General features: G+C 62.0%; 13 protein-coding genes. 5 read left to right on the top strand and 8 right to left on the bottom strand.

Going from position 1 to position 18,794, the window contains the following annotated elements:
• The first annotated feature begins 26 nt into the window (after positions 1 to 26).
• Positions 27 to 932: an aldose 1-epimerase gene (locus tag AB4P94_RS17705; RefSeq protein WP_395606668.1), complete on the top strand. Its 906-nt coding sequence runs from the start codon at positions 27 to 29 to the stop codon at positions 930 to 932.
• A gap of 92 nt (positions 933 to 1,024) precedes the next feature.
• On the opposite strand, the gene AB4P94_RS17700 is transcribed toward AB4P94_RS17705, so the two are convergent.
• The 7 genes from AB4P94_RS17700 to AB4P94_RS17670 form a co-directional block, all read right to left on the bottom strand.
• Complete coding sequence (locus AB4P94_RS17700) at positions 1,025 to 2,167, bottom strand: HlyD family secretion protein (RefSeq protein ID WP_395606667.1); 1,143 nt, start codon at positions 2,165 to 2,167, stop codon at positions 1,025 to 1,027.
• A complete protein-coding gene (locus tag AB4P94_RS17695; RefSeq protein ID WP_395606666.1) occupies positions 2,164 to 3,810 on the bottom strand; it encodes an MFS transporter in 1,647 nt (548 codons plus the stop codon). Before AB4P94_RS17695 ends, AB4P94_RS17700 begins: the two co-directional genes overlap by 4 nt.
• Before the next feature lie 114 nt (positions 3,811 to 3,924).
• A complete protein-coding gene (locus tag AB4P94_RS17690) occupies positions 3,925 to 5,586 on the bottom strand; it encodes a ShlB/FhaC/HecB family hemolysin secretion/activation protein (protein ID WP_395606665.1) in 1,662 nt (553 codons plus the stop codon).
• A gap of 3 nt (positions 5,587 to 5,589) precedes the next feature.
• On the bottom strand, positions 5,590 to 10,884 hold the full coding sequence (locus tag AB4P94_RS17685) for a YDG domain-containing protein (protein ID WP_395606664.1): 5,295 nt from the start codon (positions 10,882 to 10,884) through the stop codon (positions 5,590 to 5,592).
• 137 nt (positions 10,885 to 11,021) lie between these two features.
• Positions 11,022 to 11,828 carry a sulfite exporter TauE/SafE family protein gene (locus AB4P94_RS17680; protein ID WP_395606663.1) on the bottom strand — a complete coding sequence of 269 codons (807 nt, stop codon included), beginning with the start codon at positions 11,826 to 11,828 and terminating at the stop codon, positions 11,022 to 11,024.
• The gene (locus tag AB4P94_RS17675; RefSeq protein ID WP_395606662.1) at positions 11,829 to 13,073 is read right to left on the bottom strand and encodes an FAD-dependent oxidoreductase; all 1,245 of its coding nucleotides are present in this window, start codon (positions 13,071 to 13,073) and stop codon (positions 11,829 to 11,831) included.
• Between the two features lie 49 nt (positions 13,074 to 13,122).
• Entirely contained in the window at positions 13,123 to 13,458 is a 336-nt protein-coding gene (locus AB4P94_RS17670; RefSeq protein WP_005789341.1) for a helix-turn-helix transcriptional regulator, read from the bottom strand.
• 107 nt (positions 13,459 to 13,565) lie between these two features.
• Between AB4P94_RS17670 and AB4P94_RS17665 the strand changes: the two genes are divergently transcribed.
• On the top strand, positions 13,566 to 14,429 hold the full coding sequence (locus tag AB4P94_RS17665; protein ID WP_395606661.1) for an MBL fold metallo-hydrolase: 864 nt from the start codon (positions 13,566 to 13,568) through the stop codon (positions 14,427 to 14,429).
• A 117-nt stretch (positions 14,430 to 14,546) separates the two neighbouring features.
• On the opposite strand, the gene bkdR is transcribed toward AB4P94_RS17665, so the two are convergent.
• Positions 14,547 to 15,035, bottom strand: coding sequence for a Bkd operon transcriptional regulator BkdR (bkdR, locus tag AB4P94_RS17660; RefSeq protein WP_016974129.1), 489 nt, complete (start codon positions 15,033 to 15,035; stop codon positions 14,547 to 14,549).
• Between the two features lie 195 nt (positions 15,036 to 15,230).
• Between bkdR and AB4P94_RS17655 the strand changes: the two genes are divergently transcribed.
• Genes AB4P94_RS17655 through AB4P94_RS17645 form a run of 3 tightly spaced genes read left to right on the top strand, consistent with a single transcriptional unit; the run spans position 15,231 to position 18,792 of the window.
• Entirely contained in the window at positions 15,231 to 16,466 is a 1,236-nt protein-coding gene (locus tag AB4P94_RS17655; protein ID WP_395606660.1) for a 3-methyl-2-oxobutanoate dehydrogenase (2-methylpropanoyl-transferring) subunit alpha, read from the top strand.
• Between the two features lies 1 nt (position 16,467).
• Positions 16,468 to 17,532, top strand: a complete 1,065-nt coding sequence (locus AB4P94_RS17650; protein WP_395606659.1) for an alpha-ketoacid dehydrogenase subunit beta — start codon at positions 16,468 to 16,470, stop codon at positions 17,530 to 17,532.
• Complete coding sequence (locus tag AB4P94_RS17645) at positions 17,533 to 18,792, top strand: dihydrolipoamide acetyltransferase family protein (RefSeq protein ID WP_395606658.1); 1,260 nt, start codon at positions 17,533 to 17,535, stop codon at positions 18,790 to 18,792.
• Positions 18,793 to 18,794: the final 2 nt, after the last annotated feature.

The raw sequence follows: 18,794 nt of genomic DNA, 5'->3' as shown, positions 1-18,794 counted from the left end.
AATGCATCCTGTACCGAGGTAAACACATGCTGGAACTCTCAGATCATTTAACCCACCTCACCCTGGCCCCCGCCATCGGCGGCAGCATCGTCAACTGGACCGTCATCGCCACCGGCCAGCCGCTGCTGCGCCACAGTGACGAGCACGCGGTAAACACCGGGTTGCCGGGCAAACTGGGCTGCTACCCGCTGGCGCCCTGGTCCAACCGGATTGCCGAAGGCGGTTTCAACAACCCGGACGGCTGGCTGGCGCTGGAGCAAAACAGCCTGCTCGACCCGCTGCCGATTCATGGATCGGCGTGGCAGCAAGCGTGGCAAGTGGTCAGCCAGACGGCGGATGAAGTGGTGCTGGCGGTGGAATGCGCGACGCCTTTCGCCTACCGCGCCGAGCAACGTTTCAGTTTGAGTGACGGGGCATTGAGCATCACCTTGCGCGTCACCCATCTGGCTGAAAAAGCGGCGTGGCACGGGTTGGGGTTGCACCCGTATTTGCCACGCAGGCCCGGTACGCGGTTGCAGGCCAAGGCTTCACAGGTATGGATGAGTGATGCGTCAAAATTGCCCACTGCCCTGGCGCCGATACCGGCGGACTGGGACTTCCAACAACTCAAAAGCCTGCCCGAAAGGCGGGTGGACAACGGCTTCTGCGCGTGGGACGGGCATTGCCGGATTGAGCAGCCGGAGCTGGGTTATGCGCTGGAATGCCAGGCCAGCGGCGCGGATTATTTCCTGCTGTTCTGCCCGCCCGAGTTCGAGTTCTTTTGCATCGAGCCGGTGAGCCATCCGGTGAATGCCCACCATTTGCCAGGAAGGCCGGGGCTAAAACTCTTGGAACAGGGCCAGTCAACCCAACTCGAATTCCGCATGAAATACGTTCCCATTGTGGGAGCTGGCTTTTGTGGCGAGGGAGCTTGCTCCCGCTCGGGTGCGTAGCGCCCGCAAGTATTTTGGGGCTGCTTCGCAACCCAGCGGGAGCAAGCTCCCTCGCCACAGAAAGCAGCCCCGCATTTTTGCTCGTTGTGGTATCAGGGCGGGCTGTTTTTCAGCCGCCCCGCCGTGTCGATACTCACCACCACCGACAACCCCGGCCGCAGCCGCTCGCTCTCGGCCTGATCCGGGTCCACGGTAATGCGTACCGGCACACGCTGGGCGATCTTCACAAAGTTGCCGGTGGCATTGTCCGCCTGCAACAGGCTGAACTCCGAGCCGGTCGCCGGGGAAATGTGCTGCACCGTGCCGTGAAACTTGCGGTGGTTCAGCGCATCCACAGTAAAGGTCACCGGCTGGCCAACCTGCACGTTATCCATCTGGGTTTCTTTCATGTTGGCGATGACCCACAACTGCGGCGGCACCAGCGCCATCAGTTGCGCGCCGGAATTCACGTAAGCCCCCAGGCGCACACCAATCTGCCCCAGCTGGCCGTCACGCGGCGCGGTGATGCGGGTGTTGGACAGGTCGATCCGCGCCAGCTCTACCGCCGCGTCGGCATTCGCCACCGCCGCTTCGAGTGAGCCGCGATTGACGATGACCGTCTGCAGATCCTGCCGCGCAATTTCCAGGCTGGCCTGGGCCTGGGCCACCGCCGCGATGGTCTGGGCGTTCGCCGCGCGGGTCACGTCCAGATCGCGTTTGGACACGGAACCATCGCTGATCAGTTCTTCATTGCGGCGCAAGTCCGCCGTGCTCTTGCGCGCCTGAGCCTCGCTGTCCGCCAGTGCCGCCTGGCGCAATTTGATGGTGGCTTCGGCGCTGTTGCGTTGTTGCACCACATTGGCCAACCCGGCTTTCTGCACCGCCAGCTGCGCCAGCGCCTGGTCGAGGCGCTGCTTGTAAATGCGGTCGTCCAGACGCACCAGCAGGTCACCGGCTTTCACGTACTGGAAGTCCTGCACCGGCACTTCAAACACATAGCCGGCCAACTGCGGGCCAATAATCGTCACCTGCCCGCGCACCAAGGCGTTTTCGGTGGTTTCCACCGCACTGCTGAACGGCGGCAACTGCCAGGCGTACAGCACGATCAACACGCCGACGATGGCAATCGCGGCAAAGCCCAGCGAGGAGATGATGCGCACCCGTAAAGAGCGCGGCTCAGTCACGGTTGAGCCTGCGGGCGGGGTGCCTTCAGGGGTGGAGGCGACGGCATTGGTGGTGGTGGTGGTTTCAGTCATTGAGTCACGCCGCTGGGTTGAACAGGAGGGGTTGCTGCCTGGGTGGTGCTCATCAGCCACAGGCTGCGGATAAAGATCCAGATCATGGTCAGGATCGCGATGATCGCGATCAGCATGAAGACATCGTTGTAGGCCATTACGTTCGCCTCACGGGTCGCCGCCGTGGCCAGGCTGCGAATGCCCATGAGGTTGCGCAGTTCCGGGTCGGCGACGATGCCGCCATAGGCCGAGCCGCCGCTCTGCACGCGTGCGGCCACACGCGGGTCGAGCAGGGTCAGGTGCTCGACGATCATGCTCGAATGGTACTTCTCGCGCACGATTTGAAACGTGCCGAGCAAGGCCGCGCCGATCAGGCCGCCGAGGTTCTGGCAGATGCCGAACATCACCGAAAAACTCACCAGGTTGCGCGGGTTGGTCAGCACGTTTTTTGTGCCCAGCACCATGGTTGGCCCGAGGAAGAAGGTGCCGCCAAAGCCCAGCAGGAATTGGCTGACATACAGGTTTTCCGGCCGGGTCAGGTTGCTGGAGAAACTGTCCATCACCGAACCCGTGGCCATGAATGCCAAAGAGATGACCAATGGCATCAATAGATGCGCGGGGTTGATCGTCAGCGCACTGACCGCCAGCCCGGCAATCGCCCCGGCCAGCATCACCACGTAAAGCGTGTGCATCTGCTGGTAGCTCATGTTCAGCATCTGCATGAAACCCACCGCGCCGGTGGATTGCTCCGACAGCACCATGCGAATCAGCACCACCGCCAGCGCCAGGCGGATCATCACGCCGCTGCCGAGCCAGCGCGTCATCAACAGTGGGTTGGCGCGGTTATGCTCAATCGCCAACCCGGCCATGATCAGCACCAGCGAGCAGGCGGATGCGACGCCGATCCATGGGGCTTCCAGCCACCAGTCAATGCGCCCTAAAGACAACACCGCGCAGAGCAGCGCCACACCGGTGGCGAGAATGGCGAAGGTCAGGAAGTCGAGTTTTTCGAAGGTCTTGAAACGGTCGCCCGGCGGCAACTTGAGCAGGAACACGCAACCCAGGCAGATCAGCGCCATGCCCAATTCGAACAGGTACAGGCCGCGCCATTCGGCGATTTGCAGCAAGTCTTCGGAGAACAGCCGCGCCAGCGGCAACGCAAGCTGCGCCGTGCCCAACCCCAGCACCAGCGCTTTCAAGCGCCATTTGGCCGGGAACGCCTGGATCATATAGTACAAGCCCAGCGAACTCAGTGCGGCACCCACCATGCCGTGGGCCGCCCGCACCGCAATCGCCGAGCTGAGGTCATTGACGAATAAATGGCCGAAAGTCACCAGCGCATACAGCACCAGAAACACTTCGGTAAACGCGCGCAAGCCAAACTGCTGGCGAAACTTCACCAGCAGCAGGTTCATGCACACGTTGGTCATCACATAGGCGGCAGGCAGCCAGGCCATTTCGGCGGTGGTCGCGCCGAGTGCGCCTTGCAGGTATTGCAGGTTGGCGATTACCAGCGCGTTACCCAGCCCCCCGGTGATCGCCACCAGCACACCGACCAGCGCAAACAGCCAGCGCCTGGGCGTGGAATGCAGCGGCGTCGACGGTGAGCCGGGCAGGCTCGGTCGCTCGTGGGGCTGCCAGGTGTGGGGGGTGTATTTGTCCATTCGATGGCCTTGATGACCGGCGCTTTGCGCCGGTGGGTCCGTGACTCAGGGAGTAGTAAACCTGAGGGGAGTTCATCTTGCCAGTTTCCGAGGGTCATCCGGCCTGACTGAAGGTCAGAACGCCTTGCTGACTTGCGCCCATACCCGTGGCGTACGTGCCACATCGCTCTGCGGATCGGCATTGCCCAGGCGCCAGGCCGCCACGGTGCTCAGCCGCCAGCCGGAAAGGCTCCAGTTGGCGCCGACACCGGTGGCCGACAAGCTGCGGTGGTTCTCACCGCTCGCCCAAGTGTCCTTGTTCAGCCGCACCGCGCCGTGATCGACAAAGGTCAGCAGGTTCCACTGTTCAGTCAGGGCATAACGCAGCTCAAGGTTGGCCACGTAACCCTGGTCGCCGGACGCCTCGCCCTGAGGGTAGGCGCGCACCCCAGTTGCACCGCCCAGGCTGATTTTCTCGGAAGAGTCCAGGTTACCGTTCGCCCACTGGCCCTGCACTTGCCCATACAGGCTGAAACGGTCACTCAGGCGCTGCAGGCGAACCACGCTTGGGTTGATCTTCTGAAATCGCCCGGCGGTTTTGGCGGTGAGGCCGTCGAAGAACTTGTCGAACGCCCCATCCAGGTTGAGGCTGCCCTCGCTCCAGGCCAGGGAGAAGGCCGTGACGCCGCCGCCCAACAACGTGTCGCGCAGGTTGCCGTCGAGGCTCGCAGTCACGACCCGCGACTGCTTTTTACTCTGTGAGTCGTACAGGTCAATGTCGTCGCGCAGGTGCTTGTGGTCGTACTGCAATTGCGCATTCAGGCTGAACTGGCGGCTGCGAATCAGTGGCTGCTGCACAAACACACTGGCGATGCGCGCATTACCTTTGGCGTCGAGGTCATCGAAGTCCTTGGCCAATTGGTAGTCCATGTCCGAATAGGCCACACCCACTTGCGTCGACCAGGGGCCGATCGGCAACTGATACGCGGCGCGATAGTAGTGCTGGTCTTCATCGCTGCCCATCACCCGCACACTCGCCTGGTCGCCGATGCCCAAAGGGCTGGACAGGTTCAGTGTGCCGCCCAAGCGGTACTCGCCGGTGAAGCGGTTGCCGTAGTTGTCCAGGTCGACCTGGCCGGAGAGCAGCGGTGCAGAGTTCACGTCGACCACCAGGTCGGTGGCGCCTACCGCCGTGCCCGGTTGCAGGGTCGACTGGATCGCCACGCCCGGCGTTTGTTGCAGCTCAAGCAAACTGCGCTCCAGCGGCGCGGCGCGCACGGCTTCGCCAGGTTCCAGAGCCGAGAGCGGCGCTCGCAGGGCGAAGTCACGCACACGCGAGTGGTTGTTGAGTTTGATCTGGCCATACTGGCCTTCCAGCACAGCGACGCTGACCACCCCACCGTCAATTTCCTGCGCAGGCAAATACGCACGCGCCAAGGGGTAGCCCTTCTGGCGATACAGCTGGGTGATCCGTGCTACGCCCGCCTGGATCTCACCGAGGCTGACGATCCGGTTTTGCAGGTCGGCCAACAGGGGCAGCAATTCGTCGCTGCCAATGGCGGTGTTGCCGGTCAGCTTGAACGCATTGACCTGCAGGGTCGGCCCACTGGCTTGAACGCGAGTGTCTGGCGCCGCAGGCAGGTTCAATTCCAGGGTCTGCCGGGGTGGCAGGGTCAAAGGCTGGTTCTGGATCTCTCGAATCGACTGCCCGGCATCCGGGGCGCGTTCGGCGCCATGGGCTGCCCCTGCCACGACGGTCATTAAGGCAAGGGTGATCGGGTTTAAACGCAAACGCATGAATCAGAGTCCTTCTGGCAGGCGCAGGCCTTGGTCGATAAGGGTGTAAAGGTCATTGGAGCGACGTGGCCCTGGCGGGGCGATCGGCAGCACCGGCGCAGGCAGGTTATGCAGTGGGCGCACCGTGCTGACGACTTCTGCCAAGGGAACCTGCTGCGGCAAAGGCGGTTGGCCGGGCACCTGCGGGGCCACCGTCAACTGGCCATCGATGTAGGCGATGTCGTAGTTGGTGGCTGACTGGCCGCCCGCACTGACGCGGTACACCCCGGCAGCGGAACTGCCGGTGGCAGTGGTACTGAAGGCCAGGTCGCCGTTCAAATCCCATTCGGCACGGTCCTCGCCCAGGAAACCTTTGTAGGTCACCCCGAACACCGGGTTGGGCTGGCCTTGCAGTTTGCTCGCGTCGTTGACACTGACGGTCAACGCCGCCTTGGTAATGTCGGCTGTCGTGTCGGCGTAAGGATGGACCGTATAGTTACGCAAATCGCTGCCGGCCAGGTTGATCTCGTAGATGTGAACACCTTTACCGATGCCAGCCTCCTGGTTGGCGAAGCGGCCGTAGGAGGAATCCACCGCCAGATGATCACCTTCGACCAGGCCGTTGATGTGCGCATTGGCCAGGTTCAGCGTGGCGTTGGTGGTGGTGTCGTACACCTTGTTATCAGCGGTGATACCGCTGACGGTCACGAACTTGGGCGTGATATTGGCCGATACCCGGGTGATCATGCCGCCGACTGTGTAATTGCCCGCATCCTGACCGCCGAGGGTGAAGTCACGGGTGCCCACAGGCTTGAACCATTCGGCATTCTTGTCGAAGAAATAGCCGGTCGCCCCCGTCAAGAAGGCGTAATCGCCCCACACCAGGCCATCGACCCCTGCGCCCGTAAGGTTCAAGGTGGCCACCGTGGTCCCATCGTAGGCTTTATTCGCAGCGCGCACGCCCCAGATGTTGACTTCCTTGGGCGTGATGTCTGCCGTCGTCGGCCCGGTGCTTGCCCGATAATTGCGCGCGTCGGCGCCGGTCAGGTTGAGGTTGCTGACCTCGACGGTCTTGCCAACGCCCACATTCTTGTCGCTGAAGCGGCCAGTGGCAAAACCTGCCGCCAACTGATCCCCGGCGACCAGGCCGTTAAAAGCCGCATTGGCCACGTTCAGGCTGGCGCTCGTGCGCGAGTCATAGACCTTGTTGTTGGCGGTGATGCCCGTGACGATCACGTCTTTGGGCGTGATAAACGCACTGGCCCCGCCAATACCGCTCACCCAATAGTTACCGGCATCCGCACCACTGAGGGAAAGATCGCTGATGGTGACGTTCTTGGCGCCGGCGTTCTTGTCGTTGAAGTGACCAGTGGCGGCGCCTACAGAGAGGTCATCGCCTCTTACCTTGTCACGAATGGTTGCAGTGCCCAGGTCCAACGCTGCCAGCGTCGTGCCGTCGTAGACCTTGTTGGCAGCGGAGATGGCGTTAACGGTGATTTCCTTGGGCGTGATGCTCGATCTGAGCACTACATTGGGATTGATCAGGTAGTTGCTCACACCATTACCCAACAGGCTGAAACTGACGTTGATGATTTTACCGGCGCCGACATTCTTGTCGGTGAAGCTGCCGACAGCGCCGGCCAGCTCGACCCAGTCGCCTGCCAACAGGCCATCAAGGCGGTAGTTGCTCAGGTTCAGGTAGGCAAAGGTGCTGGCGTCGTAGACTTTGTCGTAGGCGCTGATGTTGCTCAAGGACAGGCTCTTGAGTGAAATATTCGCGCGGGCCGTGGCATTGCCGGGCACCATGTAATTGTTGCGGTCCTGGCCACCGAGGCTGATGCTGCTGATACCCACGGTTTTATCGCTGCCCGCGTTTTTGTCGGTGAAGCGGCCAATAGCGCCGGCTATCCAAAGCGAATCACCCGGTACGATGCCGCCAAAGACGGGGTTCAAGGTATTCAGGTCGGCCGTGACGTTTCCGTCATAGGTCTTGTTGGCGGCCGTGATGCCGCTGACCGCCAGGCTTTTAGCGGTGATCGTGGCGTTTGTGAACACAGGCAGGGCATTCAACTGGTAGTTGCCGGCGTCCAGGCCGCCCAGCGTGATCCCCCTGATGTCGACGGCCTTGCCGGCGCCCACATTTTTATCGCTGAACAGCGCAATGGCGTTGGCCACCGAAAGGGAGTCGCCCGCTACACTGTTGTTGAAGCGCACGTTGTTCAGGTTGACGCTACCCGTGGTGTTGCCGTCATACACCTTGTCATTGACCGTAATCCCACTGACCGTCAAGAGCCTTGGGGTAATCGCCGACGTCAGCCCCACAGGCGTGACAAGGCGATAGTTGGAGGCTGATCCGGTGGTGCTGAACAGCGTACCGTTGAGGACAACCAGAGGTTTCATCAGACCGACGTTACGGTCATTGAAGATGCCGTTACCGGTGAACCCCAACTGCTCACCGTTGACCACGCCCTGCAAGGTTGCGAAGTGCACCGAAGTGCCTTGGGAGCCGTCATAGACTTTGTCGGCGTATACCTGGGTGACGGTCACGTCCTTTGGCGTGATTCTGCCGGTCACATAGGACGGTGTGAGGAAATAGTTACCCGCTGCCTCACCGTCAAGCCCCAGTGTCACGCCGATGCGGGTGCCGACGTTCTTGCTGTCGAACTGCCCGGTGGTGGTCAAGCGGCCAACGTCCCGGGCCATCACGCCATTGAAAACAGCGCCGGTCACCGAAGCAGTGGTCGTGCCGTCATACACCTTGTCGGCCACCGTCGCACCGGCCTGGCTCAGCGACGCCTTGCCCACTGAAAGCCGGCCGTCGACGTAGTTGATCGAATAGCCGTACTGGCCGCCGGTGGAGGCCAGGCCGCTCAGTTGCAGGCTGTAGTCACCGGCGTCTATCGCCCCGGCCCCCGTGCCGCCCACCACCACATTGCCGACCAGCCGTGAATCGCCTTGCGCCGAAGCGCTGTAGCCGCCGGCATAGGCTTGGCCATCGTATGTTTTAGCCGCGCTGTTGGCGGTGTAGGTCAGTTGCGTCATGAAGTTGCGCAGGTACGGGCCGGAAATACCGTCGTAGACCACCCACGTGCCATTCATGTCCCAACCGGCATTGGCGAAGGTGGCACGGGTGTGGGCCTGCTCATCTGTCAGCCCGGTCGCGCCCGCCTCTGCGTTCGGTGTACCGACGCTCAACCCAGTGCCGGTGATGTTCCAGAAACTGTTGGTGATTTGCCCGTTGGCGTTGCCACCCGCCAACCCACCCACTGTGCCTTGGGCCGCGGTGACGGCACCACTGGCATAGCTCCTGTCGATCTGGCCACCGGCCACATTCCCCACCAGGCCACCCGCCTGGTTCTGGCTGGCGTTCACCGTGCCACTGGCGTAAGCATCGCGAATGACGCCACCGGCGGACAACTCGCCGACCAAACCGCCCACGCCGGATGAACCCGAGACCGCCGCGCTGGAAAAGACGTTGCTCAGCGTGCCCGCACTGGAACCTGCCAAGGCCCCCGTGAGCGCACCGCCATTGACGCTGCCACCGTTGAGCCCCAGGTTGCCGACCTGCCCGGTACCGCCGATGGCACCGAACAGCCCCGTACCATTCTGGCCCGGACGGTTCAGGGTGAGGTCCTTGATAAAGTGCCCGTTGCCCTCGAGGACGCCGGTGAACGCCGCACTACCGCCCAGAGGATCGAAACCTGCCCCGCCGTTCCAGCCGCTGGTAGCACCGGCATCAATGTTGGCGCCCAGCACAAAGTGGCCATTGAGCGCGCCGTTGATCCCTTGCAAATCAGCGCCACTGGTGCTGCCGGCCGCGCCCAGGTCTGTGATGACGGTGTAGTCGACCTGAGCGCCATCGCGCCCTTGCTTCGTGCTGTAATGCTGGCCGGCCGCCAGGTTCACCGGGGCCTTGACGTTCACTTTGGCGGTATTGCCCGCCGCCGGCGCACCCTGGCCATATTGCAGGACCAGCCTGGCGCTGCCGGAGCCGAACAGTTCGCGGTTGATATTGATGGTGTTTTGCGCCGTGAACGTCAGCGTGTTGGCGCTCCACGTAATGCTGTCATTGACGTGGATATCGCCCAGCCCCTGCACGCTCCCGGCGTCACTCTGGATCTGCACGTTGGTGCTCTGCAAGTTGCGGGTGACGGTGGCGCCGGACATGTCGCCACCGCTGGCGGCAATGGTGAAATCCGTCGGGTCTACCAACCAGGTGCCGGTCTTGCCCCTGGAGGCGGCGGTGCTGATCTGCGCCGAATCGGCGACTTTCACATGTGCGCCGGAGGTCTCGATAAAGCCGCCGTTACCCGTGGGGGCCGAGGCATCCAGGGTGCCGGCGACTTGCACGGTGCCGCCTTCGAAGCCGCCGAGCAGGACGATCTTGCCGCCCTTCTCGCCCAAGGTGCGAGCCTCGATGATCCCGGTGTTGTTGACCACCGTTTGCAGCAGCGCGTCGCCGGCCTTGGCGGTCATGATCACTTGGCCGCCGTCGGCCTGGATCAGTTGTTTGTTCTGCACCAAGGCATTCTTGGTGGCTTCGTCCACTTGCACATTCAGCAAGCCGTCGCCCACAAAGTCCAGGCTGATTTTATTGCCTGCGGCCAAGGCGACGCTGCCTTGCCGGGCCACAATCACCCCTTCGTTGCTGACCGTACCGCCGAGCAACGCTACGGCGCCGCCATCACCGGCCTTGAGCGTTCCCTGATTGACCACAGCAGCATTGCCGGCTTCGCCCTGGCCCTTGAACTGGTAGTTGCCTGCCGCGAAATCCTTGTTGGAGATATCCAGGGTCGAGGCCACCAACCCGCCGACATCCACCGACGCGCCTTTACCGAACAACACACCATTGGGGTTGACCAGGAACACCTGACCGTTGGCATTCAACTGGCCCATGATCTTTGAACCGTCACTGCCGACCACACGGTTCAACGCGACCGAGTCCTTGCCCGGCTGCACGAAGGTGACTGACTTGTCCGCGCCGATATTGAAGCTCTGCCAGTCAATGGCGAGCTTTTGCGAGGACTGGTTGATGATCATTTTCTGCTGGTCAGGCGTGAGGATCTGGCCGTTGCCGAGTACCACTTTGCCACCGTTGGGCAAGTCCACCGCCAGGGCCGGCATGGACGTCAGCAACCCGCCGCCGAGCGTCAGCGCGATGGCCACCGACAGCCGCTGCAAGCGGCCTTTACCCTGCGTATTCTCAGTGTTTGAAATGGCGCCGACAGTGCCGCGCTTGCCCTCTCGGCTAGCGTTTTCGCTGGCAACTACCCATGCGTTAAGGCTGTGATTCCAGATCACACTGAAAATGCGGTTCATAGAGCAGATCGTCCCTGGAGGCTCAAAATGGCACCGTGCCATCAATTCAGGCGCGATTTTGCCTTGCCCAAACGCATTTGTATGCGCCCCCGGGAAAAATATTTCAGCGCCGTTACCTTACCGACGCGCTGCCAGCTTCAGGCCAGCGCCCGTAGCAACATGCCGGCGGCCACCAGCACGCACAGGCTGGCAAACCCGACTTGCAAGGTTCGCGCACGAACCTGTGCGCACAGGCGCCGGCCGGCCAGCATGCCGACAATGCTCGCGCCAATGAACACCCAGCCCATCGGCTCGATGCGCACACCGGCCTGCAGCGCACCGCCCACGCCAATCAACGAAATCAGGCTGATCACCATCAACGAGGTGGCGACAATGCCGCGCATCTGCACATCGGTGAGTTGCTTGAATGCCGGCACGATCAGAAAACCACCGCCCACGCCGAGCAGGCCCGACACCGCACCCGTCACCGCGCCCAACGCGGCCAGAGTGGCACTGCATTTGGCGGTCCAGGCCAGGCGCCCGGTCTGCTGGTTGAGCATGCAGTTCTTCTGGCCCCAGGACGCGGCGCCGTGGTCACTCGGCCCGGCTTCGACTTTTTCGCGCTGCAACATGCGCCACGCCACCAGCACCATCAACGCGCTGAACAGCCCCATCAGCAGTTTTTCCGGCAACTGGTGGGCGAAATACACCCCCAGCGGCGAGAACAACGCACCGAGCAGCGCGATCAACAACGCGGCGCGATAGCGCACCAGGCCGTGGCGCAAGCCGTCAATCGCGCCGACTGCCGCCGCCGCCCCCACCGCGAGCAATGACACCGGCGCGGCCTGAGTCATGCTCAAGCCCAGCCCCAACACCAGCGCCGGCACCCCCAGGATGCCGCCGCCCGCGCCAGTCAGGCCCATGACGAGGCCCATCAATAATCCCAACAGACTGGCCAGTAACATTCAGTCCACCTTGCTCAGGCGGGTCAGCCACTCGCGGCCCTTGAGCATGCCATTCCAATAGAACCACGGCAGCAGCGTGGCCTTGAGGAACCACATCGAACGCCGCGCCCGGGTCGGGTCGAGGGGGAACGTTGGCAGCAACTTGCCGCCATAGCCGAACTCGGCCAGCACCACCTTGCCCTTCTCCACGGTCAGCGGGCAGGAGCCGTAGCCGTCGTACTTGAGCGGCAACGGCGCGTGTTTGCGCAGGGCCAGCAGGTTTTCCGCCACCACCACGATTTGCTTGCGCACGGCGGCAGCGGTTTTGGCATTGGTGGTGCCGCACACGTCGCCCAGGCCAAAGATGTGCGGGTAACGCAGGTGTTGCAGGCTGTGGGGGTTCACCTCGCACCAGCCGGCGGCGTCGGCCAGCGGGCTTTCGCGGATAAAATCAGGGGAGACTTGCGGCGGGACCACGTGCAGCAGGTCGAAGGTCTTTTCTTCGACAGTGACGTTACCTTCGGCGTCCTTCACCTCGAACCACGCTTTGCGCGCCGGCCCGTCAACCTTGATCAGGTTGGAATTGAACGCAAGGTGCGCGTTGTACTTCTCGATGTATTTCATCAACGGCGGCACAAAGGTCGGCACTCCAAACAGCGCAGCGCCAGCCAGATTGAATTCCACATTGATGTTGTTCAGATCGCCCTGCTTGAGCCAGTGATCACAGGACAGGTAGAGGGCTTTCTGCGGCGCGCCCGCACATTTGATCGGCATGGCCGGCTGGGTGAAGATCGCTTTGCCGCCCTTGAGCTGCTGCACCAGTTGCCAGGTGTAGGCGGCATGCTGGTAGCTGTAATTGGACGTGACGCCGTTCTGCCCGAGGGTGTCTTGCAGCCCTTCGATTTTCTCCCAGGCCAGGCGCAGGCCGGGGCAGACGATAAGGTTGTTCCAACTGATGCGCTGGCCGCTGTCGAGCACCAGGGTTTGCTCGTCGGGCAGCAACTCGGTGACGGCGGCCTGCACCCAAGTCACGCCATTGGGCAGCACGTCCGCCAGCGCTCGCCGGGTTTTTTTCAAGTCGTAGGCACCGCCACCCACCAATGTCCAGGCAGGTTGGTAGCAGTGGTACTCACTTGGTTCGATCAGGGTGATGTTCAGGTGCGGGTCGCGCTTGAGCAGGCTGGCCAGCAGGCCGATGCCCGCCGAACCGCCGCCGATGACGACGACATCGCCACTGATGGTTGGGCCCCAGTGTTGGTCGTTCATGGTCAATCGCCTTTCTTAGGGTGCACACAAGGGTCGCTGCCGGATGGCGTCACGCCCAGCTTTTGATGACCGCGCCGCAATACAGCCCGGACAGGGTTTTCATCACTTGAATCACTTCGTGGCTGGCCAGCCCGTAGAAGATGTATTTACCTTCCCGACGGGTGGCGACCAACCCTTCGTCCCGCAGGATGCCCAACTGTTGGGACAACGTGGGCTGGCGCACACCGGTCAAGGCTTCCAGCTCGCCGACATTGCGCTCGCCCTGGGTCAACTGGCAGAGGATCAACAAACGGTCTTCATTGGCCAGCGCCTTGAGCAAGGAACAGGCCTTGGACGCCGACGCCCGCAATTGGGCGACTTCGCCTTCACTCAGAGTAGATTCCATTTGCTTCGGGTCCTTTGTGTCACTTAAGCTCAAAACATTATGTGTAAACGTAAACTGATTGTAACCACTTTTTTCTTCACCTTTATTCCTCAGCAGGTACAGCCGCCATGCCAGCGTTGATTCAAGCTTTTCTGGACGAGGCATCGTCGACCTTCACCTACGTCATTTATGAACATGACGGCGGCCCGTGCGCCATTGTCGATTCAGTGCTCAATTACGACCCCGCGTCCGGGCGCACCGCGACTGACGGGGCGGATAAGGTCATCGCGTTTGTGCGTGAACACGGTTTGCAGGTGCAATGGCTGCTGGAAACCCACGCCCATGCCGACCACTTGTCTGCCGCGCCGTACCTGCGCCAGGCGCTGGGCGGCAAGATCGCCATTGGCCGGTCCATCAGCAAGGTGCAGGGTGTTTTCAAAAACCTGTTCAACCTGGAGCCGGCGTTTCGCGTGGACGGCTCGCAATTCGATCACCTGTTCGCGCCGGATGAGATCTTTCATATCGGCGAGCTCAAGGCACAAGCGCTGCACGTGCCCGGCCACACCCCTGCCGACATGGCCTACCTGATCGATGGTCGGTTGATTCTGGTCGGCGACACCTTGTTCATGCCTGATGTGGGCACCGCCCGCTGCGATTTTCCCGGCGGCGATGCGCGGCAGCTGTATGCGTCGATGCGCAAATTGCTGGCCTTCCCCCTGGAAACCGAACTGTACGTGTGCCACGACTACCCGCCCGAAGGCCGCGAGGCCAAATGCCTGACCACGGTGGCCGAGCAGCGCGCGGGAAATATTCATGTGCATGACGGGGTGGATGAGGCGGCGTTCGTCGAGATGCGCACCACGCGGGATGCCGGGCTGGGAATGCCGACGTTGCTGCTGCCGGCGATTCAGGTGAATGTGCGGGCGGGGCATATGCCGCCGGCGGAAGACAATGGCGTGACTTACCTGAAGATCCCCCTCAACCAACTCTGAAATGCAAAACCCTGTGGGAGCTGGCTTGCCTGCGATAGCGGTACATCAGTAGCAAATGTGCCAGCTGACCCACCGCTATCGCAGGCAAGCCAGCTCCCACATTTGAATCGGATGGATTCAGGAACCCAGGTTGATGCCATTGGCGGGCAACGGCAGCGCAGTCTTGTAGCGCACCTGCTTGAGCGCAAAGCTCGACCGAATGTTCGCCACCCCCGGCACCTTGGTCAAAAAGTCCATCATGAAGCGCTCCAGCGACTGAATCGTCGGCACCAGCACGCGGATCAAGTAGTCCGGGTCACCCGCCATCAGGTAGCACTCCATCACTTCCGGCCGGTCGGCAATCGCACCTTCAAACTGCTGCAGCGCCAGCTCGTTCTGTTTTTCCAGGCTCACATGGATGAACACGTTGACGTGCAGCCCCAGCAAATCGGCGTCGAGCAGCGTGACCTGGTCGCGAATCAAGCCCAGTTCTTCCATCGCCTTCACCCGGTTGAAACACGGCGTGGGCGACAGGTTGACCGAGCGAGCCAGGTCGGCGTTGGTGATGCGGGCGTTCTCCTGCAGAGCGTTGAGAATGCCGATATCGGTACGGTCCAGTTTGCGCATGAGACAAAATCACCTGTTTATTATGGTTATGCAGTTTTTTTATCCGCAAATGATCCGCAGCGCAATGAAACACAGATAAATATTCTTCTACGCCCCGCCTATGATTGTTGTAGGACAAGATTTCTCCTACCCGGAGACGGACTGTCAGCTAGCGCGCCCACTACAAGAAATTCACAAGATAGAGCGTAGAAAGCCATGACCCAGCAGTACGAACCACTGCGCCTGCACGTGCCTGAACCCTCAGGCCGCCCCGGCTGCAAGACCGACTTTACCTACCTGCGCCTGACTGACGCAGGCACGGTGCGCAAACCCGCCATCGACGTAGAACCCGCCGACACCGCTGACCTGGCCAAGGGCCTGATTCGCGTGCTCGACGACAAGGGCCAGGCCCTCGGCCCATGGGCTGAAGGCGTCTCGGTCGAGATCATGCGCCGTGGCATGCGCGCCATGCTCAAAACGCGTATCTTCGACAACCGCATGGTGGTCGCCCAACGTCAGAAAAAAATGTCGTTCTACATGCAAAGCCTTGGCGAAGAAGCCATCGGCAGCGCCCAGGCCCTGGCCTTGAACATCGACGACATGTGCTTTCCCACCTACCGCCAGCAAAGCATCCTGATGGCCCGCGACGTGCCGCTGGTGGACCTGATCTGCCAACTGCTGTCCAACGAGCGCGACCCGCTCAAGGGCCGCCAGTTGCCGATCATGTATTCGGTAAAAGACGCCGGTTTCTTCACCATTTCCGGCAACCTCGCCACCCAATTCGTACAAGGCGTGGGCTGGGGCATGGCCTCGGCCATCAAGGGCGATACCAAGATCGCTTCGGCCTGGATCGGCGACGGCGCTACCGCCGAATCCGATTTCCACACCGCCCTCACCTTCGCCCACGTGTACCGCGCGCCGGTGATCCTCAACGTGGTCAACAACCAGTGGGCCATCTCCACCTTCCAGGCCATTGCTGGCGGTGAAGCCACCACTTTCGCCGGACGCGGCGTCGGTTGCGGCATCGCCTCCCTGCGCGTGGACGGCAACGACTTCATCGCGGTGTACGCCGCCTCCGCCTGGGCGGCCGAGCGTGCGCGCCGCAACCTGGGCCCGACCCTGATCGAATGGGTCACCTACCGCGCCGGTCCGCATTCCACCTCCGATGATCCGTCCAAATATCGCCCGGCCGATGACTGGAGCCACTTCCCTCTGGGCGACCCGATAGCCCGCCTCAAGCAGCACCTGATCCAGATTGGCCAGTGGTCCGAAGAGGAACACGTGGCGGTCAGTGCCGAACTTGAAGCCGAAGTGATCGCGGCCCAGAAAGAAGCTGAAACCTTCGGCACCCTCGCCGGCGGCCAGATTCCAAGCGCCGCGACCATGTTCGAAGACGTTTATAAAGAGATGCCGGAGCACTTGAAGCGCCAGCGTCAGGAGTTGGGGATCTGACATGAACGATCACAACAACAGTATTGAAGTGGAAACCGCCATGACCACCACCACCACCACCATGACCATGATCCAGGCCCTGCGCTCGGCCATGGATGTGATGCTTGAACGTGATGACAACGTGGTGGTGTTCGGCCAGGACGTGGGTTACTTCGGCGGCGTGTTTCGTTGCACCGAAGGTTTGCAGACCAAATACGGCAGCTCGCGGGTGTTCGACGCACCGATCTCGGAAAGCGGCATCGTCGGCGTCGCGGTAGGTATGGGGGCCTACGGCCTGCGTCCGGTCGCCGAGATCCAGTTTGCCGACTACGTGTACCCCGCCACCGACCAGATCATCTCCGAAGCGGCGCGCCTGCGTTATCGCTCGGCCGGCCAGTTCACGGCACCGTTGACCATGCGCATGCCCTGCGGCGGCGGCATCTATGGCGGCCAGACCCACAGCCAGAGTATCGAAGCGGTGTTCACCCAAGTGTGCGGCCTGCGCACGGTGATGCCATCCAACCCCTATGACGCCAAGGGCCTGCTGATCGCCTCCATCGAAAACGATGACCCGGTGATTTTCCTCGAGCCCAAACGCCTGTACAACGGCCCGTTCGACGGCCACCACGACCGCCCGGTAACCCCGTGGTCGAAACACCCCCAAGCCCAAGTGCCGGACGGTTACTACACCGTGCCGCTGGACGTGGCCGCCATCGTGCGCCCGGGCTCTGCCGTCACCGTGCTGACCTACGGCACCACCGTGTATGTGTCGCAAGTCGCCGCTGAAGAAACCGGCATCGACGCCGAGGTCATCGACCTGCGCAGCCTGTGGCCGCTGGACCTGGAAACCATCGTCAAGTCCGTGAAGAAAACCGGCCGTTGCGTGGTGGTGCATGAAGCCACGCGCACCTGCGGTTTTGGTGCCGAGCTGGTCTCGCTGGTGCAAGAGCATTGCTTCCACCACCTGGAAGCGCCGATCGAACGCGTCACCGGTTGGGACACTCCCTACCCGCACGCGCAGGAGTGGGCGTATTTCCCAGGGCCGACCCGAGTGGGCGCGGCGTTGAAACGGGTCATGGAGGTCTGAATGGGCACGCACGTTATCAAGATGCCGGACATTGGCGAAGGCATCGCGGAAGTTGAACTGTCGGTGTGGCATGTGAAGGTCGGTGACCTGGTGGTTGAAGACCAGGTGCTGGCGGATGTGATGACCGACAAGGCGATGGTGGACATTCCCTCGCCGGTGCACGGCAAGGTGATTTCCCTCGGCGGCGAGCCGGGTGAGGTCATGGCTGTGGGCAGCATTTTGATCAGCATTGAAGTGGAAGGCGCGGGCAACGCCAAGGAAGCCCCCGTGGTGAAGGAAGCGCCGAAGGCCGCACCGGTGGTTGAAGCCAAGCCTGCGCAGGTGGCGGTTGAAAGCAAACCGGCGCCGGTTATTACGGCCCAGGCACCTGTGGCGCGTGCAGCCGACGAGCGTCCACTGGCCTCCCCGGCCGTGCGCAAACACGCATTGGACGCCGGCATTCAGTTGCGTCTGGTACAGGGTTCCGGCCCCGCCGGGCGAATCCTGCACGAAGACCTCGACGTCTACCTGCAACAAGGCACGACAAAGTCGTCAGTGGCTGGCAATCCTTACGCCGAACGCAACACCGAAGAACAGATCCCGGTGATCGGCATGCGCCGCAAGATCGCCCAGCGCATGCAGGACGCCACCCGCCGCGCCGCGCATTTCAGCTATGTGGAAGAGATCGACGTCACCGCCCTCGACGAGTTGCGTGTGCACCTCAACGAGAAGCACGGTGCCACGCGTGGCAAGCTGACCTTGCTGCCATTTATCGTGCGCGCCATGGTGGTGGCCCTGCGTGATTTTCCGCAGATCAACGCGCGTTATGACGACGAAGCCCAGGTCATCACCCGCCTCGGTGCGGTGCACGTGGGCGTCGCCACTCAAAGCGACGTGGGCCTGATGGTGCCGGTGGTACGTCACGCCGAAGCCCGCAGCCTGTGGGGCAATGCCGAAGAAATCGCACGCCTGGCTACCGCCGCGCGCAATGGCAAGGCCAGCCGCGACGAGCTGTCAGGCTCGACCATCACACTGACCAGCTTGGGCGCCCTGGGCGGCATCGTCAGCACGCCGGTGCTGAACCTGCCGGAAGTGGCCATCGTCGGCGTCAACCGCATTGTCGAACGGCCAATGGTGATCAAGGGCCAGATTGTGGTGCGCAAGATGATGAACCTCTCCAGTTCCTTCGATCACCGCGTGGTCGATGGCATGGACGCGGCGCAATTCATCCAGGCCATTCGCGGCTTGCTCGAACAACCCGCCAGCCTGTTCCTGGAGTAAGC

This window comes from Pseudomonas sp. B22129 (genome assembly GCF_044218875.1).
Lineage (GTDB): Bacteria > Pseudomonadota > Gammaproteobacteria > Pseudomonadales > Pseudomonadaceae > Aquipseudomonas.
The sequence above is the reverse complement of the archived record's forward strand: the minus strand, read 5'-3'. Positions and strand labels throughout refer to the sequence as shown.